Source organism: Heyndrickxia sp. NPDC080065, assembly GCF_050281185.1.
Lineage (GTDB): Bacteria > Bacillota > Bacilli > Bacillales > Bacillaceae_C > Heyndrickxia.
Genome location: NZ_JBNNWS010000012.1, coordinates 90,163 through 111,564 on the forward strand (window position 1 = coordinate 90,163; position 21,402 = coordinate 111,564).

Genomic DNA, 21,402 nt, shown 5'->3' on the forward strand with positions numbered 1-21,402 from the left:
TGAAAGAAATGGCAGACTCATGTTGCGGTTCTAATGAATCAGGGGACATTAGCGTGAAAGAAAAAACTATCTGTTGTAATGGTAACAATGACAACAAAGAAGTAATAGTAGAAAAAAAAGACTCGTGTTGTAGTAGCGGAGTAGCGTCAGAAGAGAAATCCTCTTGTTGCAGCGGCGGTGCAGTAGCAGAAAAGAAAGATTCATGCTGCAGTAGCAAAGTTGATGAGAAAGAAACAAATTCTTCATCATGTTGCAATAACACAGGTCTGGAGGAAAATCAAAGTTATCTTACTTCTGCGACTGACGACAAGCTCACATATCGTATATTCGGGATGGATTGCCCATCTTGTGCCATGTCCATAGAAAAAGGATTAAGCAAACTAGAAAATATAGAAGAAGTAAAGGTAAACTATAATACAGCTAAACTACAAGTAGTTAGTAAAGATACCCTTTCTTCTGAACAAATAGAAAATGTGGTTGAAATGCTGGGTTATCGTGTTGAACCACTGAAACAAAATAAAAATGTCCGATCCTATACGGTGGAGGGAATGGATTGTGGTAGTTGTGCGAAAAGTATCGAAAACCACTTAAATACAATCCCTGCCGTTCAACAAGTAAGGGTGAATTTTTCAACAGGGAAAATGAAAGTGGAACACGTAAACAGTGTGGAAGAAATTATTTCAGAAGTTTCCAAGATCGGTTATAAAGCGTCTTTGATCTCGAAAGATCGTAAACTAGTCGAAGAAAAAAAGAACAAAGAAGGATATGGAATTATTATAGGTTCGGGGATACTCATTGCATTAGGATATATTAGTTCTTTTACTGGCATTTCTTCGCTTATTCCAATATGTATGTACGCAATAGCCTTGATTATTAGTGGCTATAAGCCGGTAAAAAGCGCCTATTTTTCTATTAAAAGTCGATCCTTAGATATGAATGTGCTCATGTCAGCTGCCGCTATTGGCGCCGCCGTAATTGGTCAATGGTTAGAAGGTTCAACGGTAGTTTGGTTGTTTGCTCTAGGAACCACTCTTCAAAATATGTCCATTGAGAAAACGAGAAGTTCCATTCGTAACCTTATGAATTTAGCTCCATCAGAGGCTTGGATTAAAGTAGGCACACAGTTAATGAAAAAGCCGGTGGAAGAAGTTTCTGTTGGGGAAATTTTAATCGTAAAACCAGGAGATAAAATCCCATTAGACGGTGAAATTGTAAATGGGGAATCTAGTATTAATCAAGCTCCGATTACCGGAGAATCTATTCCAGTCGATAAACAAGTTGGAGATACGGTTTATGCAGGAACAATCAACGAAAACGGTTCGCTTGAAATAAAGGTCACGAGATTAGTGGAAGATACCACCGTTGCTAAAATTATTCACCTAGTTGAGGAAGCACAAGAACAGAAAGCTCCTAGCGAGGCGTTTATCGATAAGTTTGCAAGTATTTATACACCGATAGTGTTTGTTTTAGCATTAGTTGTCATGGTCATCCCTCCTTTAATTGGGTTTGGAGCATGGGGAGATTGGTTTTATAAAGGGCTAGAATTATTAGTAGTTGCTTGTCCATGTGCATTGGTGATATCGACACCTGTTGCGATTGTTTCTGCAATCGGTAATGCTGCCAAGAATGGTGTCTTAATAAAAGGTGGTACATTTTTAGAAAAAGCAGGAGCGATTAGTGCAATTGCTTTTGATAAGACTGGTACATTAACAGAAGGAATGCCAAAGGTATCAGAAGTCAAGGCGCTAAGTATATCTGAAAACGAGCTATTATCCATCACTTTAACACTAGAAGTTTATTCAACACATCCGATTGCCCAAACAATTGTAGAATATGCTAAAGAAAAAAATTTACAGCCTAAAAATGGTAAATTGTTTAGGAGTATCGTGGGTAAAGGTGTTCAAGCAACTATTGATGGCATCGTATATTACGCTGGGAATGCTAGGCTCTTCGAAGAAAAGAACATCCCTTTTGGAAAAGTAAAATCAGCCATTCAAGAGATGCAAAGCAAAGGGAAAACAGTTGTGATCATCGGAACACAGGATGAAGTAATAGGAGTCATCTCTGTTGCAGATACCATCCGAACAACAACTGTAAACGCCCTAGACGGATTAAAACAAGTCGGCATTAGCCAAGTTGCTATGTTAACCGGTGACAATGAAGGTACAGCTAAGATGATTTCTAAGGAAGCAAATGTTAGTCGTTATTTTGCTGAACTATTACCAGAAGATAAAGTGGAAGCAATTAAACAATTACAACACGAAGGACAAAAAGTAGCCATGGTTGGGGATGGCATTAACGATGCCCCTGCCCTCGCCACAGCTGATTTAGGAATTGCTATGGGTGGAGCTGGAACCGATACAGCAATGGAAACTGCGGATATCGTTTTGATGGCTGATAATCTAGAGAAACTGCCATACACGATAAAGTTAAGCAGAAAAGCACTTGCTATTATTAAACAAAACATATGGTTTTCATTAATAGTGAAATTCGTTGCATTAGGCCTCATCTTTCCAGGTTGGCTCACACTTTGGTTAGCCGTTTTAAGTGATACAGGAGCCGCTATCATAGTAATTTTAAACGCACTACGTCTTTTAAAATTTAAAAACTAAATTCTAATAGCTGTTCAGCCTGTTCTGAACGGCTTTTTGTTTTGTAACAATGAAAACGCCTTGCCATGGATGGCAAAGCGTTCCCTAACCTTCAAAATCCACTACACTTTTCTGTTTCCAATCGAAATCCTTCAACTACTACTTCTTCATCAACTTCTATTACTTGCACGGAACTTCTATTTTATTTTCAAAAAATAGCTTATTTATTCTAAAGTTTATATTACTTTTTATTATCGCGAGCTGATTAGGATCAGATATCATGACGGATAGTTCAAACTGAAGGGATGAAGCCCCAAAGCCGACAAAATTCACAAATGGTTCCGGATCCAATAAAACTGCTGGTGAAACCAAGCTTTCCTCTCTTGCAATCTCCATAAGCATCTCTCTTACTTTTTCTGCATCGGTTCCAAAATCAACATTAAAGGGAATCGATATTCGCAGTCTAGGATCACTAAACGAACGGTTAACAACCTTTTCTCCTAAAAAGTATGAATTCGGTACAATAATATGTTCATTGTTAACTGTTTTAATGATAGTCGCCCGCATATTAATTTTTTCAACGTCCCCAATAATGTTATCGATAAGAACACGATCCCCGACTTTTATTGGCCGTTCAAACAAGATAATAACCCCAGAAATAAAGTTGGAAGCAATGTTTTGCAGTCCAAACCCAATTCCAACACTAATGATGCTAGCAAACATAGTTAGTGCACTTAGATTTATCCCCACTGTCGTTAAGCTGACAATAATTGCAATAATCATAATGGAATAATGCACAACTCGGTCAAATGTATACCTCGTACCTTTATCTAAATGGTATCGATTGTATATACCCGGCAATAAAACATTAGTAGAAATTTTTGAAAGTCGACTAGCTAAAGAAATAATTAAAATGGCCACAATAATTATGAATAGCGTTACATCTACTTTACCGAATTTAAATATCTTAGCAAACATCCATTTTGCTTTTGAAAAGTATAGGAGCAAAAAGACCAGGGTTCCATAAAAAGTAAACCAATTTACTATGCTTCTCAACGCAACATGATGTTTGGGAAGCTTTTTGAGAGTCGTAAGAAGAATCCATCGCAATATTAACATTCCAATTACAACAGCTGCAATAATGATTAAGCTCATATAATTAAAAGAAAGAATCCAATTCTTTAATGTATGAATGTCCATGTTTTCCCCCTCTTTATTTTATGCAATTTCAGTCTAGTTGATTAAAGAGTAAACTCCATGTATATTTTAGCAAACAAATAAAATAGAAGGATGAGTATAAAGTCCATCCTTTTTTTGACACCTTAATGATTAACTATTCGAAATATCCTCAATGAAAAAATACACTGAAGGATGGCAAAGTAATCATTAAATTGAAAATGGCTCTATTACTCATAGAAGAAATGAACCTCTTCACTTTAAGCAATCCTCTGATGAATAGTATTTAAAAATAGTAGAATATAGATATATATATAAATAAAAACATTAGTGAGGCATTGTAGTATGTCCCTACATTAAGTTGCTGCTGAGGAAGCAGATGCATGGTCAGCCTTCACACAATCAATTGCGACAACGAGCGCAATCATGATGGCTTCCATCTCTTCATTTAATATTTGCACCTTGTAGCTATCGCCCCAAGTAAACCACTCTTTGCTCACTTTACCGACCAGTTCACCATGCTGTAAAACCTGAAAATCCATATCCCACCAATTACCATGTACTTCAATTCCTGCAGAATCAATCGTATAGCGTGCTTTAAGAAAAGAAAATTCCTTCTTTATCGTTAACACTTCCCGACCATTCACCTCAACAAAAAACTTTGGCAAAAAGCTGAACATCTTTTTCGTAATGAGCGCAACTTCATCTCTTGTAGTATTTAAAATGGAGTAAGTCTTTGGAATTTGCATAAAACTCCCCTCCACGTAATAAACATCCTTCTCCTGCTGATCCTTTACCGTAAATTTTCCACTTAGACTGAATACCTTTTGCTTTATATAGAGCTGCTTCATACTATTCCCCCTTTAATATAGCATATTACTATAAGTATATTATTTTTCTAACTTACATGAATATATTTTTTAATATAAAATTAATCCAATCCAGAAACGCCAGGGGGAATTTCTTAGCTAAAAATATGTAAAACAAAGTACTGCGAAAGGTAAATATCCCCCATTTTTTGATGGGGGATTTTGTTTTTTTGAATAAAACTCTACGAATAGATTGTTTTATCACTGGATCATCTTATAAGATTTGAATAGTCTGATCCCTATCCTACAAAATCCTCTACAGCAGCTCTTCTGATTCCAATCGAAATCCTTCGACTACTACTTCTTCATCAACCTCTAATAATAGGCATCTCTTTCCATTATAAGTAATATACTTAACATTTTTGAGGTCTTTTGGGTTAATGGTTACCTTGGCAATCTTCGTTTCAATTTTAATCGATTTTGGAATGACACTACTTGCTTTGATTTCATGTTTTTCATCATATACAACACTTTTAAAGGCATGTTCCACTTTGTCTGAGTTTACATTTTCAACTCCACTAGCCTCTAAGATTCGTTCGATGTCCTTTGAATCCAGTTTAGGAGATTCACTTTCTTCATTTTCTTGATTCTCCTGTACCATTTTATCAATTTCCTCATAGACATTTGAAATGACCTTGGAATCCACTTCGTCTCCTACTACTATCTGTAAAATTTGATCAAAGCTATCCTTTTCTTCTATCGCGGTTATGATCTCTTCACATTGAAGGACATCCACAATAAAAATTTCATTTGGTTGATTCACTTTCCCACCATTATAAAGAATATGATTCACATCTGCTGAATTATCATTAAAGGCAGGAAACAGAAAACCAGCTAATGGAGAAGTCAAATTAATAATGGGATCCACGGCATTATTTGATTTAAATTCTTTCTCAATATAATCAAAAAGCAAGGCTTTTTTCGGCTGGTCAGTTTTATTGAGACTGCAAAGGACAAACTCACTGGAGTATACCTCATCATCTCCCCCTTCTTCGGATTCCAAATCCCGTTTCCTTGTCGCCTTTTGATATTCACCTCGGATAAATGTTACTACGGTATCAAATTCATACTTTGCATGTGCAAACATTTTGTCCACGATTTGGAGCATCTTTTCTTTCCAATCTTCCGTTGATGCTGCTTGTAATCCATTGAAAAGAATCATTTGTGTGCTCTCTTCCACATCACGTCGGAATTTCAGTTCAAACAGCTTGGCGTCAAGACCCCCTGTCAAAACCTTTTTAAAGTTGGTTAAAAACAATTCTTGCGCTTCCTGTTCTAACATCTCAAACGGTTGGCTAACTTGATGATAAATCTCTCCTGATTCTTTCTTTACATATACATTGAATATTTCACGAAGTTTCATATATCGACTATTTATTTTGAATTGATTTCGGATTTTAGCGATGTCTTTTTTATTCATTTATCTCATCTCCCATCCCTGATTATACTGTTCGGACGAGAAAATAGTAATACTTGATTTTTATTCGGTTTTCATAGCAAATGAGAATTTTTAATTTTTTTTAGAAGAAATTTCAGCGTTATTTAACCATTTCCACTTCCTAAGGGAGGCTAGTTAATTGATTTTCCTTCTACTAATAAATCTTCTAGTAAAAAAATCATTCGCCTTACTTGTATTTTGATTGTAGCAATTGTAAAGAAACTGTAAGGTTCCTTGCAACCCCTGATTTAACAATGCTTATGCCGATTAAAAACAGTGCAGGAATAAATAACCACAAAGACACCTCAATTTTATATGCTAGAATCGAAGCTGGAAAAAAGAATATTTGGAGGTAACCGAATGAAAAAACATCTAGCGACCACAGCATTAGCAGTTACACTTGGCTTAAGTACGATAATAGTACCTTCGCTAAATGCAGTGAAAGTATCAGCAGCTACAATTCATCCTCAGAATAATCAATTAGCTGTCGAGGCAAAAGCTGATCAATTAATTCAAACAGCTAAAAGTTTAATAGGCAAGGCTACATACAGTAATACGGAGTATAAACCAACGGCTCCATATAAATTTTCTTGTGCATCTTTTATTATGTACATTTTTGAAAAAAACGGAGTCGATTTAGCTACATACAATGAAGATTACATGGTTCAACAAGGAACATACGTTGCAAGAAATGAACTACAAAAAGGGGATCTCGTTTTCTTTAAAAGTAAGACAACAGGTACTGATCCGGACCACGTAGGAATGTATATTGGTGATAATAAAATCATACATATAGCTGATCCACAACAAAATATCGTGATTTCCGATTTAGATAGCAAACCATTTTATAAAGATAATTATTATTCAGCTAGAAGGGTTTTACCAAGCTTACTTCCATCGAACCCAGCAACTATTGGAGATAACATTGTTGGAGTTTCCTATGATTTGATGAATAAAGTGACAATGGGGAACATCAATGATGAAGCAGCGCTGAAATTTACAAGTACCGGTTTTGTCAATTATGTTTATCAAAAAAATGGAGTAATATTAGGGACAACAAACCTTAAAGAACTTATGAATAAAGGAACAACCGTTACTAAAGAAAACTTAAAAAAAGGCGATTTGATCTTCTTCAACAGTGTGGTTGGTTCAACTACACCAGGATCAGTCGCTATATATGCTGGAGACCATAGAATTATCGTCCCGAATTCAAATGGAATTATGACTAGGGTTCTCTTTGTTGATTACTACAAACAGCACTATATAACGGCAAAACGTGTTTTTACCGAAGAAACGGCTCCAATTGAAAAACCGGTAACAAATACATCGGCTGCAGATAAAGTAGTGGATTCAGCTACAAGTCTTACCGGAAAAGCAAAATTTGGTTATGTTTATGATGAGAATTCCTTAACATTTACTCCTGCTGGATTTACGTATTATGTCTTCAAAAATCAAGGTATTGATTTAAAAGAAAAACTAGCAAGCCGTCAAGCAGAAATTGGACAAGCAGTCCAGAAAGCAAATCTGCAAAAGGGCGACTTAATTTTCTTTTCTGGTGATAATAGTGGGACAACAATCACTCATGCAGGTATTTACATCGGAGATAATAAATATATTCGCTTAGCTTCAAATGGTGTTGTTACAGAAGATTTAGCATCCAATTGGGCTAATCAAAACTATGTAAAGGCACGTCGCGTTTTATAGTGCTATCCCTTATTCAACAAACGGGAGCGATTGTGGAATAAGAAAAGCGCAAGCGCCTCGCTCATCGGCGTACGGATTTTGTAGTCTTCGACTGAGATAAAGGAAACACGGTGAGGTAGTTCTCGAGCCGATGTTGACTTATCGTAGGGAGGAGACGTAGAAATCCGCTAGCCGATAGGCGCTGGAGCTAGACATAGCAGACACTTTTAGTGTGTAATATCCTTAGTAAATTTTATACTTTCTTACCTTTTAAAAAAGGACATTACATATTGTCATATAAAATATGTAATGTCCTTTTATTTAGGTCTGGACAAACTTATTACTTAGTTCCAGTAGAACCATGTCCGCCACGATTTTCATTTTCTAGCTTTTCAACCTCAACAAATTCAACCGTCGGCATTTTTTTCATGATTCTGAACTGACAAATACGGTCGTTCATTTCAATTACGGTATCTCTTAATGCATACGCAGGGAAAAACCATTGATCTTTATCACCTTTATAAGATTCGTCAATGACTCCCATGGAATTCGTTTGGATGATTCCAAAATTCTTAAAAGTACTGGAACGAGGTACGACATGAGCTTCATAGCCTTCAGGCAGCTCCATCGCAATGCCAAGTGGAATTAATTTGAATTCATCTTTTTTTAATTCCATTGTTTTTGCTGCACGTAAATCCAACCAGTCACCTTGTACAATTTTATCGATTTTTACTAAGTTTTCGTCAAAATATTTAATCTTAATTTGTTGTGTCAACATTTTTTCTCCTCTTCTTCTAAAGAATAGCGATGGGATGTCCAAATACTCCCATCGCTAAACTGTTTAATAGTCATAGTCTGATTCTTTCATATCCTCCACAACTGATAGTAAATAGCCATTTCCGACCGTTGAGAAGAAATCGTGATTCGTTGTTCCTGTAGATAATCCATTAATAACAATCGGATTCACGTCATCTGCTGTATCCGGAAATAGTGGTGATAATCCGAGATTCATTAATGCTTTATTCGCATTATAACGAAGGAAAACTTTTACATCTTCCGTCCAACCTACTTCGTCATATAAGGATTCTGTGTACTTCACTTCATTTTCATATAATTTATATAGCAGAGAGTACGTCCATGATTTCATCGCTTCTTTTTCCGAATCTGGCAATTGCTCGAATCCAATTTTAAACTTATATCCAATATAGGCGCCATGTGCCGATTCGTCTCTAATAATTAATTTGATGACTTCTGCCACGTTTATTAATTTTGCTCTACCTAAATAATATAATGGCGTGTAAAAGCCGGAATAAAATAAAAATGATTCTAAAAAGACACTTGCCACTTTCTTCTCTAACGGAGTACCGTTCTGATATATTTCATCAATGATACGTGCTTTCGTTTGAAGTAAATCATTTTCTCTCGCCCATCTAAAAATATCTTCAATTTCCCTCTTAGTATTGAGTGTACTGAAAATCGATGAATAACTTCGAGCATGCTCTGATTCCATAAATTGAATATTATTTAGTACTGCTATTTCATGCTGTGTTTTTGCATCCATCCGCAATGCATCGATACCATTCTCAGATTGGAGTGTATCCAGCATGGTTAGCCCACCAAATACCTTTTCTACCAAACGTTTCTCAGGATCAGGAAGCTTCGTCCAGTCAGATTTATCCTTAGACACAGGCATACGTGTAGACAGCCAGAATTGTTCTGTTAATTTCTCATATGTCATTTTATCCATAATATCTTCAATATTATTCCAATTTATTGCATCATAATAATTCCATTCCATCCGCACTTATATCCTCCTTAAATACTGCATGATTCACAATAGTTAGCACCCACTTCAGTTCCATCATCCGTATAAGTTCTGATGTAATAGACTGATTTAATGCCTTTTTTCCATGCATAATTTCTCAAGATATTTAAGTCTCTTGTTGTTTTCTTCGTAGGATATTCACTGTTGATTTTCCATTCATACATACCATCTGGCAATTCGGATCTCATGAACAACGTCATACTTAAACCTTGATCGACATGCTTTTGTGCTGTTGCATACGTATCAATCACTTTTCGTTGATCAATATCATAGGCAGACTCATAATAAGGAATCGTTTCACTAGTTAAATATGGTGCAGGATAATAGACTTTCCCACGCTTTCCTTCAGTACGTTCCTCAATTCGTTGTGTAATCGGATGAATGGAGGCTGTTGCCTCGTTCACATATGAAATGGATCCTGTCGGTGCAGTTGCAAGCCGATAGGCATTATATATTCCGTATTGCATGACCAATTCTTTTAATTGCATCCAGTCCTTATGATGCGGAATAAAAATATCTTTAAATAATTCTTTCACCTTTTCATGCTTAAACTCAAAATCTGGTTCATTTAAATATTTGTCGAAATATTCACCTGTTGCATATTTAGACTTTTCAAACTCATAGAAGGTTTTACCCGTTTCTATTGAAATTGTATTGCTTTCAACAAGAGTCCAATAGTTTAATAACATGAAATAAATATCTGTAAATTCCAATGCTTCAGGGGATCCATAATACATTTTATTTTTGGCTAAAAATCCATGTAAATTCATGGCTCCTAAACCAACCGAATGATACATGTCATTCCCATTTTTCACGGAAGGGACTACATCAATACTAGAATGATCTGTTACATATGTTAAGGCACGAAGCATAGTACGTACTGATTTTCCAAAGTCAGGTGAACTCATTAAATTGGCGACATTGGTTGAACCTAAATTACAACTTACATCATTCCCCAAATGAGCGAAGGTTTGGTCATTGTTAATCAAGGAATCCTTCTGTACCTGAAATATTTCCGTACATAGATTAGACATAATAATCGTTCCATCAATTGGATTCGAATGATTAACAGTATCAATATTTATGATGTATGGATAGCCGCTTTCATTTTGAAGATTGCTTATTTCTGTTTCTAAGTCTCTCGCTTTGATTTTTGATTTACGAATATTAGGATTTTCAACCATCCTGTCATATTCCTTTGTAATATCTATATATGCAAATGGTTTTCCATAAATTTTTTCGACATCATGCGGAGAAAATAAATACATATAATCATTGTTTTTAATTAATTCATAGAATTTATCTGGCACGATGAGGCCAAGTGATAATGTTTTGATCCGCACTTTCTCATCAGCATTTTCTTTACGAACAGATAAGAAGTCAACGATGTCAGGATGGAAGATATTTAAATACACGACACCTGCACCATCTCTTGCACCACCTTGATTGGCATAGGAAAAGGCATCCTCAAACATTTTCATAACAGGAACTACCCCATCAGCAAGGCCATATACACCTCTGATTGGATCATTATTTGCACGGAGATTCGATAAACTGATTCCAACTCCTCCGCCCAATTTTGATAGTTGCAAAGCAGAGTTGATACTTCTGCCAATAGAATTCATATCATCAGAAACAGTTAAGAGGAAACACGAAACCATTTCCCCTGCTCTCTTTTTACCAATATTTAAAAACGTAGGGGTTGCTGGCTGATACCGCTGGTTAATTAATTCTTCTCCTAAGTCAAGTGCCAATTGTTCATTCCCATCAGCTAACGCAAGAGCATTAAAAGCTAGGCGATCTTCATATCTTTCTAAAAATCTATTCCCGTCATCGGTTTTCATTGCATATTGGGAATAAAACTTATAGGCACCCATAAATGAACGGAAACGAAATTTTTTATTATATATACTTTTAAATACTTTTTTGACAAACTTGCGATCGTATTTATTTAGAAAATCGACTTTAATATAATCATTTTCAATTAGATAATCCAACTTTTCATCTAATGAATGAAAGAATACTGTATTAGGATTAACATATTCTAAAAAGTATGCTTTAACAGCTTCCTTATCTTTATCTAATTGAATTTTTCCATCCTTAGGCAAATTTAATAGATTGTTAAGAGTAAAATACGTATCCTCTTTGACCTTTTTACTTAATTCTGGTGCTAACAAGTTGATTCACTTCCTTCTTAAAATAAATAACGTCTTCATCTGTCCCGCTAAATTCAAATGTAAAGAGCAATGGTTTATTATATTTTTGAGCTAAATCCCGTGCATTAAAGCAATAGTTATGATCAAAATTCAAATTACCGCTACCAACAAAGCCAATTAAATATTCGAGGTTATTTTTATAGTTAAGAAATGAACTAATGATATCTGTAATATCGTCATCATAGGACGGGGCAATCATAACGAAGGATTCTTGAACCTCGAAAAGAGGATCCGAGTAGTTGATTTCAACAGATTCCAGATCGGTCCTCTTAACAAAGCTTCTAACATTCCCAGTTAAGGAAAGATAGACAATTAACATTTAACAGCTATTGCTTTCAATTTATCTGGTTGAAAACCAGTAAATGGTTCCTGCCCCTCCACTACCACTACTGGCATCTGACGCAAATTTAGTGTATTTACAACGTGATCAAAAGCATTTTCATCTTCTTCTACATTGAATGTTTCAAACTCAATTCCTTCCCCATTTAGAACTACTTTTGTCATGTCACATTGAGGACAACCATTTTTTGTATACACTGTTACTTTCGACATATTTATTACCGCCAATCTACAATTTTTTCACTATTAATATCTGATTATAGCAATTTAAGAATAGAATTTCACCATATGAAGCTCATATTTATCATTTATATTCGCTCAAAAAATTAACCATATATTCACAATTCGTGAGCTAAATCGTTAACAATCGTTGATGTCTAAGCATCAACAGTGATTTGGTATTTACTAGATTAAGAGTAAATATTTTTAAAATAGTTACGATATTTCTACAATCTTTTAATAATTATTCATCGATTAAAAGTTGGCATAGCAAAAGGGCTCATTATTCAGGGATTAAATAAGCTATTTTAAGTATATCATGCTAAATTTTTAAGTTTTATAGAAAAATATTGTCAAAACGATTTGCAGTTTTTAATATAAAACAAACAAGAGAGCAATCATGCTCCCTCGTTTGTTTGTTTTTCAGGAAATGTAAAAGCAGAATACCTTGATTTCAATCCAATTATTTGTATTTCTCTTACAATAGAACAGAATTCAACAGACATCGAAAGTTTCGCCCCAAATTCATATTTAAGAAAAGTGGAACACGATAGATACTACTCTCCTCGCAATTTATCCATCCGTTTGCCCCAATCATCTACTTTTTTCTGTATTCTGGCCAGTTCCTGTTTCTCTTCTTCGTTTTTTGCTTGCTCTAATTTTTTCATTTCCTCAACAATATTTTGTTGGTGGTCTTCCACTAGTTTGCTTAATTGCTCAAGCTTTTCATTGGAAAGCAGATTATTCGATTGCATCAATCCAATAGCTTGAGATAACCTACTTTTTTCATTATAGCTTGCATACAATATACGATCTGCAAGGGCACTCCGCTCTGTTAAGTTGGTCCATGTTTTCCCCCAATTATTTAGGAGAGAGTTATGCTTTTCCATCACATCGAATATGCTTGGCACCCATTTCTTTGTTATGGAATTATCCAATTCATTCGTAGTATTTGCTGAAATGTAATCACCATTTCCTGCTTTCGCCACTTTTTTGAGCTGACTTTCCGACTTTTGATCAACATCAAATCCAATAATATTTACCTTGCGATGATTGTTTTCTTCTGCAAATCTTTTTGCTTCTTTGATCGGATCTCCACCGCATGTTTCCGCTCCATCACTAACAATATATAAAGTGATCGAACCATCCATCGATGCTGTCTTTTCACGCACGGTCTTAATCGCACCTGCTAAAGGAGTCCAGCCTTTTGCCTGAATTCCTTCGACCGCATCAGAAAAGCGATTCGCATCATAGTGCTGTAGTGGGTAAACTTCTTCGATGGATGAACAAGACAATATCTTATCCTTATCCGCTTGTGTTCCTTTGTGTCCATATACATATAAGGAAATCTCATTTTCTTGACCGATTGTACTTGCAAACCGTCCAACTGCTGTTTTAGCAATTTTCATCTTTTGCTTACCATCCACATTCAGCAGCATACTGGAGCTTGCGTCAAGTAAAATCAACGCCTTTCCGGGACTAGATGGATTTTTTCTATTTGTCTTAATGTCACTAGGTTCAGGCAAATACGGTTCGTATAGCCCGCCTTTATAATCTCTTAATCTCTCGATGGATTGAGAATAGCTATTGCTTCCTAAATAATAGAGCAGGCCTTTATAAATGGTGTCAACATCATCTGTTTCTGCAGTAAGTGCCCTCAATTTTTCAACCATTGCACCTTGGTAATCGCTCATATCAAAATTTCCCCATACTTGTGAAGTCTCTTTTTCATATGGAACATCTTTCGATAATAATCCTGGAGGCATTTTCGTGAGGTCGTCTAATGTATTAGGCGAAATATAGGCTTTAATCTTTTCGAAGTCGATGTTTACGGCTTGGGTGCTTTCGTTTTTATTTTCATTTACTTTGCGATTTGGCGATGTTTTATCTACCTTTTCTTCCTTTTGTTTCGTTACATCTTGTGTCCCTGAACAACCTGTCATCAAGAGTAAAGCAAAACAAACAATGACAGAAATCCGTTTGTACATCGTCCACTCTCCAATCCAAAAAAGTAATTTTTTCCAATCAACAACATCATAACATGATTTTAGCCAATGATAATATCATACCTTTGTCCTAGTAAACTTCTGATTCAAAGAAAAGGTTGTATTCGAGTTTTTCAGAGATGTTGGGAAAGAATAGCATCATAAATTCCTCAAAGAAGGTTCGAATGAATTCTTTGAATAAATAGTATTTCCGTATGCAACCAAATTTCCATAACTCGTTTCATATACGAGACTAGATTGTTATTTGGTTTCACCTAATTTATTTTATAAGACTCAGACAGTACCTTTTTACTAGCCTTATAGGAAAAAAGTTGGAATTTTCAATTATAAGAAAAAATGGTAAAAGCATTCCGCTATAATTGGAAGATATAGTATGCATTTACAATTTCATTAGTGCTAAAATTTTTTTGCTTGAAGTGGAGTGGGGGAAATGAAAAAACTGTTAGGAATTTTATTAATGGTTAATTTGCTACTTGTCGGCTGCAACGGTGAAAAAGTCGCCAATAAAGAAAACGATCATCCCAGAAAACCAGAAAAGGGGGAAGCGACGCAAAAGAAAGCGAAGGATAATTGGCAATCCATACTAAACGATATCCAACTAGATTCGACAAAAGAAGCTTTAAAGGACCAGAAAGCTGGAATACTAATAGAAGATAATACGATGGAGCAAGAAACAAAAGATGTCCCATTGTTCCCGACCGATATGGACAGCGAGCTAAAGGGTAAGCTGACGGAACAATTAGAGTCATTAACCGAGGAAACGAAGGACCCAGAAATGCTTGAAAAAGGGCTTCTCTATTTACTTGGGAGTCCATATTATAAGGATGTAATTGAACCAGTTGAAGCATTTAAACCTGGTTTTAAAGAACCAGATTTACCAGAACCAGAGAAAACGACTAAAACAGAAAAGGTGAAAGCGAAAAGCTCAAAAGCAATCATACTACTGGATGCGAGCTCAAGTATGCTGCAGAATGTTGGAGGCAAAATGAAGATGGAAATTGCCAAAGATGCGGTCAAACGTTTTGCGAAAACAATCGGGCAATCTAGTGATGTTTCTCTCATTGTATATGGTCATGTCGGAAGTTCTGCTGATAAAGATATGAAAAAATCGTGCAGCGCTATTGAAGAGAAATATACAATGGGAAAATACAACGAAAAAACATTTGTCAAAGCCGTAAACTCCTTTCAAGCGAAAGGGTGGACACCACTTGCAGGAGCGATAAAGAAAGCGAAGGAAATGACCAAGGACTATGAAGCGGATACGACGATTTATATCGTCAGTGACGGTGCAGAAACTTGCGAAGGAAATCCGGTAAAAGAAGCAGAAGCATTCGCATCTATAAATAGTGAATATAAAGTTAACATCATCGGCTTTGATGTAGATTCAAAATCGGAAGATCAATTAAAGAAAGTGGCTGATGCGGGGAAAGGCAAGTATTATTCCGCTAATAATCCAAATGATTTAAATAAAACCATTGAAACACAATGGCTTCCTTCCCCTCTTGATCTTGCTTGGGCGTTTACGAAGGCGCCTGGCCCCTGGGAGATTATGGAGGAGCGAAAACGATTTGATGCGCTAAGCGGACCCCTTAAAAATATGATATCGTGGGAAAATGACAGGTATACGAAAGCAGTCCAGATACTGGAACAAGAGAAATGGATCGATTCGGAGACATCTTCAACGCTGCGGGAGTGGTTATCGGAAAGAAACGAACAATTACGTAATATCGCTTCCCAATTAGTTAAAGAAAAATATACAGAAATCGATGACAGAGCGAGTGAAATTGGTAAAAAGGTAACAGAATGGACAGATAGAATGTGGAAACTGAGAAAAGAAAGCGGCAAAGAATGGTAATAAGAAACTCACATGATTTGTACACTCACACCCCGGTATGAAAATGATTCTATGCTGGGGTTTTACTTTTTGTCCGGAAACAATATTTTCTTAAAAAACATTTTAAACTTTACCATCTTTTATCCAATCCCATATTTGATAGCTTCCAAATGCAAATACAAATAAAAGCAATAAACAACTAGCCATCATCGCAAAATTTTAAAACCTTTTTGCAAATTTAACGTATAAAAATTAACTAGTTTTTCGGAGAAAGGGTGAAAGCAATGAAACCAAAGTTTATCGATCGATTGTTTATCTCAAATAATGATAATGTAAAAACCTTAGGGGAACGTATTGGCACTTATTTTATGATCGTGTGCGCCATATTTTTCATTTTGACGGTTATCATTTATGCTATTTCATTTTTCTTCAAAAATGATTGGATTGTTCATGAGATGATTCAGTTGATTAGTGGGGTTTGCTTCACATTTGTTTTCTGTTCCGCCTTTATTACATTAATTTTTATGACCCATAATTGGATTTGGAAATTAACAGGTGTTTTGGTGACGCTTGCTGTTTTCTATACAGCGACTACACTCATGGTTGATGTGAGAATGATCTATAAAGATAAGATCGCCTATGAAAATAAGCAATTTGAAAAGATCGTTGGCATCCCGAACGATGTGGAGTATGATCACCCAGAGTCTGGACAGAAAATGGTTTATAAGATCATGTTTGAAGATGTAACAGTTGAAGCTTTAAATCTATGGATACGCCAAGATTATTTTGAAAAAAATATGAAAGGGAAAAGACTTGAGGTTCTCTATTTACCGAACAGTCATTATGCGATAGATATTCATGTGGCTGATTAATAAAGCAAGACTTGAATTGAAGTTTTTTTGTCCCATTATCCACAGGCAAATACTTGTTTATGTTCTCCCTTATGAAACCAACCACTTTCATTATTTGTCGTACTTACTTTCTTCTTTTTTACTTTTAAATCACTTCCTATTTTTCTTTTTAAGGGCTTTTTTAATCGTTTTTCTCTATCCTTCTCAACCTCTACTTGTAAGCTTTTAATATAAAATAAACTTTCTTCTGTTACATCTGTACTCTCATATTTTTTATTATTTGCATGTGCTTTTATGTGTGTTCCGTCAACAAAAACTTCTGAAGTATCTACTAATTGAGCGCCAACACACTGATCTAAAACGCCATAAAAAATTTGTTCATATATATCAGTGCCTCTAAATCTTCTTGAATAATTTTTACCAAAGGTAGAAAAATGAGGAACTGAATCTTTCATATCCAATCCTAAAAACCAACGGTAAGCTACATTAACCTCTATGTCTTTAATTGTTTGCCTCATACTCTTAATACCATATAAATATTGAATTAATGGTAACTTGATTAATAAAACTGGCTCTAAGCTAGGTCTACCATTATTTTCATCATATTTATCTTCTACTAATTCATAAATAAAATTGAAATCAACATACTTATCAATATCTCTTAACAAATGTTCCTGTGGAACTAGATCATCTAAAGAATAAAGACCAATTTGATCTCGTTTACTCATATCTTGTTTTTTCAACATCTAAATCAGCTCCTTTTCTCCATTTTACCAAGAAAAAAAGACAAAGTATCGAATAATCAAATACTTCGTTTACAGTCTGAGGTTGAGAAATTATTTTCTCAACCTTTTTATTCGGTGTTTTTTTATTTTCACTCAATATTTTCTACATTTAAACACTTAGTTTCACAGTAATAGCCTTTGCCGCCAACATAAACTTTTTCTATTTCATTCTTGCTATTGGTTGCTAATTTAACTAATATTTCGGAAGGCGAGTGTAAAGAATAACCTTGTTCAAATACATAGACTTCTTTTTGCAAGTAGTGCTGTTCATAAAGGTAGCAAGCTAATGCACCGTTTGAAGTTCCAGTCGCTGCTTCTTCATTGATGTCGTATAGTGGAGCAAAATTTCTACATATAATTCGATTGTCATTAAAAGTATATAAATGCATCCCTACAACATTATAATACTTGCTGATTTCTTTAATTTTTTCAAAATTAGGTTGCAGTGCATGTAATTGTGTTTCGCTTTTTATAGGAATTAAAATATCTTTTAAGCCCGTGGAGACAATTTGAATTGGGTATTTATTGTCTATAGCTTTAATGTCAAAACAGTCGATGAACTCGTTTGGAGATACAACATCATAGAATATCGGTTTGTTTTGTTCCATGAATATGATGTCATCTTTTATGGTAATAGTAAGAACACCGCTGTTCGTTTCAATCGTATAGCGATTCCTGAAAAGTTTATTTAAATGCATCAGTATCACGAAAGAGCCAATTGTGGCATGACCACATAAATCAACTTCTTCTTTTGGTGTAAAATACTCAAATTTATAATCAGCAATTTCAGATTCTGATATAAATGCGGTTTCCGCATAGCCCAGTTGTTTGGCTATTGCCATTTTTTGAGTAGTGGTCAATGTATTCTCAATAAATACCACTCCTGCTTTATTTCCGCCTTTATGATCCTTGCTAAATGCACTTGCAACATAAACGGATATTTTCATAAGACACCTTCCTTCCTCACTTATAGTAAATTGTAGCATAGAAAGCACTACGTATAAATGTTATTGGATAAATTTGCCATAAAACAAAAGACAAACTATTTTTTAGCATCTGAACTCTCCAAAAATAGTTTGTCTACAGTCTGTGATGAATGAAATTCATCTTAGTTTTTGTAAATAAAAACCAATCGTGATATGAACATATCCCTGTCCTGTAGCAGTAGTAAAAATTAACAACCTTCTTCAGAAGATTATAGGATAGTTGGATGGTGGGCACTAAACTGAAGAAGGAGATAACCTAATCCAAATGTCTTCTAAGCAACCTTAGCGTTTTTATACTCAACAGGGCTAAGGTTATTTAACTTTTTCTGATAACGTAAATTCATATATCGGTTGACTACTTGATTAAAGATTTCTAAATATATGATAGATGGAACAATGATATAATATATGGTAATTAAGAAAGGGACGGTGAAAGACATGAAATGGTCTGAAGTTAGAGAATTGTATCCAAACCAATTTGTAAAACTGAAAGTGTTATCGTCTCATATCAAAAATGAACAAGAAATGATTGAAGATGTGGCAGTAATAAAGTCTGCTTCAGACGAAATGGCAACAAAGGAATTATTGAAATCAAAGGGCGATGAATTGGTTTATCATACCCTTCACGCAAATATTGTTCTTGAAATCCGTCAAGATGTAGGGTTAAGGAGATTCCACTAAAATGGAAATCGAGTATAAATATGGACTGCTTTTGGTTGATATTACGCTGACATTTAACGGGAAAAGTATTAGATTTGTTAATGAAGGCAGGATTTACAATTGACTTACTTCAATTACAATTAGAGAGAAATTACTAATTATTGTATAGAAAAGTAATACAGAGAAAAAGACCCCGAAATACATATTATATTCAATGTATTTCGGGGTTTTCAACTATTTTGATACCGGTAGTCCGGGTATTGGCTCCAGGTAAGGATTTTCTATCCTTGTTTTCCACTTACCTCTACAATTTGATTAAGAAACTGTTCAACCTCTTCCTGACTTTTTCCAAGTTTACTTACAAAGCGGTCCAGTTCCTTCCCTTCTTGAAAAGCAATAAAGCTTGGGATTCCATACACATCCAGCTTCTCTAATACCTCTGGAAAATGTTCACGATTTACTGCAATCATATCTACTTTTTCTCTATACGCTTCTTCCAAAATGTGCATGAATAAATCGGTATGCTGACAGTCTGGGCAGTAGTCAGCATAAAATTTGGCCATAACTGGTTTTGTTGATAAAATCGCCTCTTCAAACTCTTGTTTTGTTTTAATCTCTTTCATTATTAAAATCCTCCCTATACTTGGTTCTCAATGATAGATTGATTGTTTCCACTACATAATTCACTTGCATCAAGATATTTTTCGCAATCCAGAGCAGCCATGCAACCACTTCCCGCAGCCGTAATGGCTTGGCGGTATTTATGATCTTGAACATCCCCGCAGGCAAATACACCTGGAATATTCGTTTCGGTTGTACCAGGATTCACCATGATATATCCCATATCGTCCGTTTTGATTTGATTGTCTAAAAATGCTGTGTTCGGTTTATGGCCGATGGCAATGAAAACACCATCAGTTTCCAGAACTTCTTTTTCTCCTGTTTCGCTGTTTGTTACTATGAGGCCAGTAATGCGTCGATCCCCTGCAATCACTTCTTCAGGAATGGAATTTAAGCTCCACGTAATTTTTTGATTCTTTTTGGCACGATCTTGCATAATTTGGGAAGCACGAAGCTCCTTTCGGCGATGGACTACCCGAACCTCCGAAGCAAACTTCGTTAAAAAATTTGCCTCTTCCATAGCAGAATCTCCGCCACCAACAACGATAATTTTCTTTCCTCTAAAGAAAAATCCATCGCATGTTGCACAGGTGCTTACCCCACGCCCAATATTTTCTCTTTCCCCTGGAATCTCCAAAAGTTTCGCCGAAGCTCCCGTTGAAATGATTAAAGATTGTGTTTTGAGCTCCCCTATTCCTTCCACAGTTAAAGTAAAAGGGTTATCGGATAAGTCGACTTTTTTAACCCAGCCTCTTTTAAACTTTGCTCCAAAAAACTCAGCTTGTTTTCTCATGTTCTGCATCAACTCTCGTCCCATAATCCCTTCAGGAAAACCGGGAAAATTCTCGACATCTGTTGTCAATGTCAATTGCCCTCCTGGTTCAGGCCCTTCAATGACTAATGGACTTATGTTTGCACGTGCTAAATAGATTGCTGCAGTTAACCCGGCAGGTCCAGTCCCTAGAATAACGGCTTTATACATCACTTACCTCCTTATCTCTTAGTCATGAATATTAATTTGCAATATTCGTGCCAATCTTTCATTCCTTGTAAAATCACTATTTTTCCAGCCACTTATAGGTTAATCATTCCTATTTCCTATCACGTTTGAGAAATATTTTTTCAAAACTAAGAAAACATGTACCAGCTCAAATTTCAAACGGTTGATTAAAAGCCAAGGCGAATCGCAATTTCTCCTGGGTTGCCCATTTGATCCATTTTTAACTTCCCCTTTCACGGATAAAAATCCGAAGGGAATCATTGTTTTTTATCTTGACCTGTATGTTCATGAGTACGGAACGTC

The 21,402-nt window shown here is 35.5% G+C and carries 17 protein-coding genes and 1 pseudogene; 5 read left to right on the forward strand and 13 right to left on the reverse strand.

Annotation, left to right across the window (positions count from 1 at the left end; all coding sequences use genetic code 11):
- The first annotated feature begins 8 nt into the window (after positions 1-8).
- Positions 9-2,612 (forward strand): heavy metal translocating P-type ATPase, encoded by a 2,604-nt coding sequence (locus tag ACQKP0_RS15640; RefSeq protein WP_427406781.1) that lies wholly within the window; start codon positions 9-11, stop codon positions 2,610-2,612.
- 159 nt (positions 2,613-2,771) lie between these two features.
- Here the strand turns inward: ACQKP0_RS15640 and ACQKP0_RS15645 are convergent, their stop codons facing one another.
- From ACQKP0_RS15645 to ACQKP0_RS15655, 3 genes are all read right to left on the reverse strand, one after another.
- Positions 2,772-3,791: a mechanosensitive ion channel family protein gene (locus ACQKP0_RS15645; RefSeq protein ID WP_427406782.1), complete on the reverse strand. Its 1,020-nt coding sequence runs from the start codon at positions 3,789-3,791 to the stop codon at positions 2,772-2,774.
- A gap of 332 nt (positions 3,792-4,123) precedes the next feature.
- Positions 4,124-4,618 carry an LURP-one-related/scramblase family protein gene (locus ACQKP0_RS15650; RefSeq protein ID WP_427406783.1) on the reverse strand — a complete coding sequence of 165 codons (495 nt, stop codon included), beginning with the start codon at positions 4,616-4,618 and terminating at the stop codon, positions 4,124-4,126.
- Between the two features lie 274 nt (positions 4,619-4,892).
- On the reverse strand, positions 4,893-6,056 hold the full coding sequence (locus tag ACQKP0_RS15655) for a DUF4317 family protein (RefSeq protein ID WP_427406784.1): 1,164 nt from the start codon (positions 6,054-6,056) through the stop codon (positions 4,893-4,895).
- A gap of 378 nt (positions 6,057-6,434) precedes the next feature.
- On the opposite strand from ACQKP0_RS15655, the gene ACQKP0_RS15660 reads away from it, so the two are divergent.
- Positions 6,435-7,778, forward strand: coding sequence for a C40 family peptidase (locus ACQKP0_RS15660; RefSeq protein WP_427406785.1), 1,344 nt, complete (start codon positions 6,435-6,437; stop codon positions 7,776-7,778).
- A gap of 319 nt (positions 7,779-8,097) precedes the next feature.
- Here the strand turns inward: ACQKP0_RS15660 and ACQKP0_RS15665 are convergent, their stop codons facing one another.
- From ACQKP0_RS15665 to ACQKP0_RS15690, 6 genes are all read right to left on the reverse strand, one after another.
- Positions 8,098-8,532, reverse strand: coding sequence for a dUTP diphosphatase (locus ACQKP0_RS15665; protein WP_427406786.1), 435 nt, complete (start codon positions 8,530-8,532; stop codon positions 8,098-8,100).
- A gap of 66 nt (positions 8,533-8,598) precedes the next feature.
- Entirely contained in the window at positions 8,599-9,555 is a 957-nt protein-coding gene (nrdF, locus tag ACQKP0_RS15670) for a class 1b ribonucleoside-diphosphate reductase subunit beta (RefSeq protein WP_427406787.1), read from the reverse strand.
- Positions 9,556-9,572: 17 nt separating this feature from the next.
- Complete coding sequence (nrdE, locus tag ACQKP0_RS15675) at positions 9,573-11,759, reverse strand: class 1b ribonucleoside-diphosphate reductase subunit alpha (RefSeq protein WP_427406788.1); 2,187 nt, start codon at positions 11,757-11,759, stop codon at positions 9,573-9,575.
- Positions 11,737-12,117 (reverse strand): class Ib ribonucleoside-diphosphate reductase assembly flavoprotein NrdI, encoded by a 381-nt coding sequence (nrdI, locus tag ACQKP0_RS15680; protein ID WP_427406789.1) that lies wholly within the window; start codon positions 12,115-12,117, stop codon positions 11,737-11,739. Before nrdI ends, nrdE begins: the two co-directional genes overlap by 23 nt.
- Positions 12,111-12,350, reverse strand: coding sequence for a glutaredoxin domain-containing protein (locus ACQKP0_RS15685; RefSeq protein WP_427406790.1), 240 nt, complete (start codon positions 12,348-12,350; stop codon positions 12,111-12,113). Before ACQKP0_RS15685 ends, nrdI begins: the two co-directional genes overlap by 7 nt.
- A gap of 563 nt (positions 12,351-12,913) precedes the next feature.
- A complete protein-coding gene (locus tag ACQKP0_RS15690) occupies positions 12,914-14,344 on the reverse strand; it encodes a vWA domain-containing protein (protein WP_427406791.1) in 1,431 nt (476 codons plus the stop codon).
- A 448-nt stretch (positions 14,345-14,792) separates the two neighbouring features.
- Between ACQKP0_RS15690 and ACQKP0_RS15695 the strand changes: the two genes are divergently transcribed.
- Positions 14,793-16,217, forward strand: coding sequence for a vWA domain-containing protein (locus ACQKP0_RS15695; protein ID WP_427406792.1), 1,425 nt, complete (start codon positions 14,793-14,795; stop codon positions 16,215-16,217).
- Between the two features lie 263 nt (positions 16,218-16,480).
- Positions 16,481-17,068: a hypothetical protein gene (locus ACQKP0_RS15700; protein WP_427406793.1), complete on the forward strand. Its 588-nt coding sequence runs from the start codon at positions 16,481-16,483 to the stop codon at positions 17,066-17,068.
- A gap of 44 nt (positions 17,069-17,112) precedes the next feature.
- Here ACQKP0_RS15700 and ACQKP0_RS15705 read toward each other — a convergent pair.
- Together ACQKP0_RS15705 and ACQKP0_RS15710 are read right to left on the reverse strand one after the other, a co-directional pair.
- Positions 17,113-17,793: pseudogene (locus ACQKP0_RS15705) on the reverse strand (transposase); the annotation flags it as partial.
- Between the two features lie 128 nt (positions 17,794-17,921).
- Complete coding sequence (locus tag ACQKP0_RS15710) at positions 17,922-18,779, reverse strand: PhzF family phenazine biosynthesis protein (RefSeq protein WP_427406794.1); 858 nt, start codon at positions 18,777-18,779, stop codon at positions 17,922-17,924.
- Positions 18,780-19,256: 477 nt separating this feature from the next.
- Between ACQKP0_RS15710 and ACQKP0_RS15715 the strand changes: the two genes are divergently transcribed.
- On the forward strand, positions 19,257-19,499 hold the full coding sequence (locus ACQKP0_RS15715; protein WP_427406795.1) for a hypothetical protein: 243 nt from the start codon (positions 19,257-19,259) through the stop codon (positions 19,497-19,499).
- 260 nt (positions 19,500-19,759) lie between these two features.
- Here the strand turns inward: ACQKP0_RS15715 and ACQKP0_RS15720 are convergent, their stop codons facing one another.
- Both ACQKP0_RS15720 and trxB read right to left on the reverse strand, forming a co-directional pair.
- Complete coding sequence (locus tag ACQKP0_RS15720) at positions 19,760-20,101, reverse strand: thioredoxin family protein (protein WP_427406796.1); 342 nt, start codon at positions 20,099-20,101, stop codon at positions 19,760-19,762.
- A gap of 14 nt (positions 20,102-20,115) precedes the next feature.
- On the reverse strand, positions 20,116-21,081 hold the full coding sequence (gene trxB / locus ACQKP0_RS15725) for a thioredoxin-disulfide reductase (protein ID WP_427406797.1): 966 nt from the start codon (positions 21,079-21,081) through the stop codon (positions 20,116-20,118).
- Positions 21,082-21,402 lie beyond the last annotated feature (321 nt).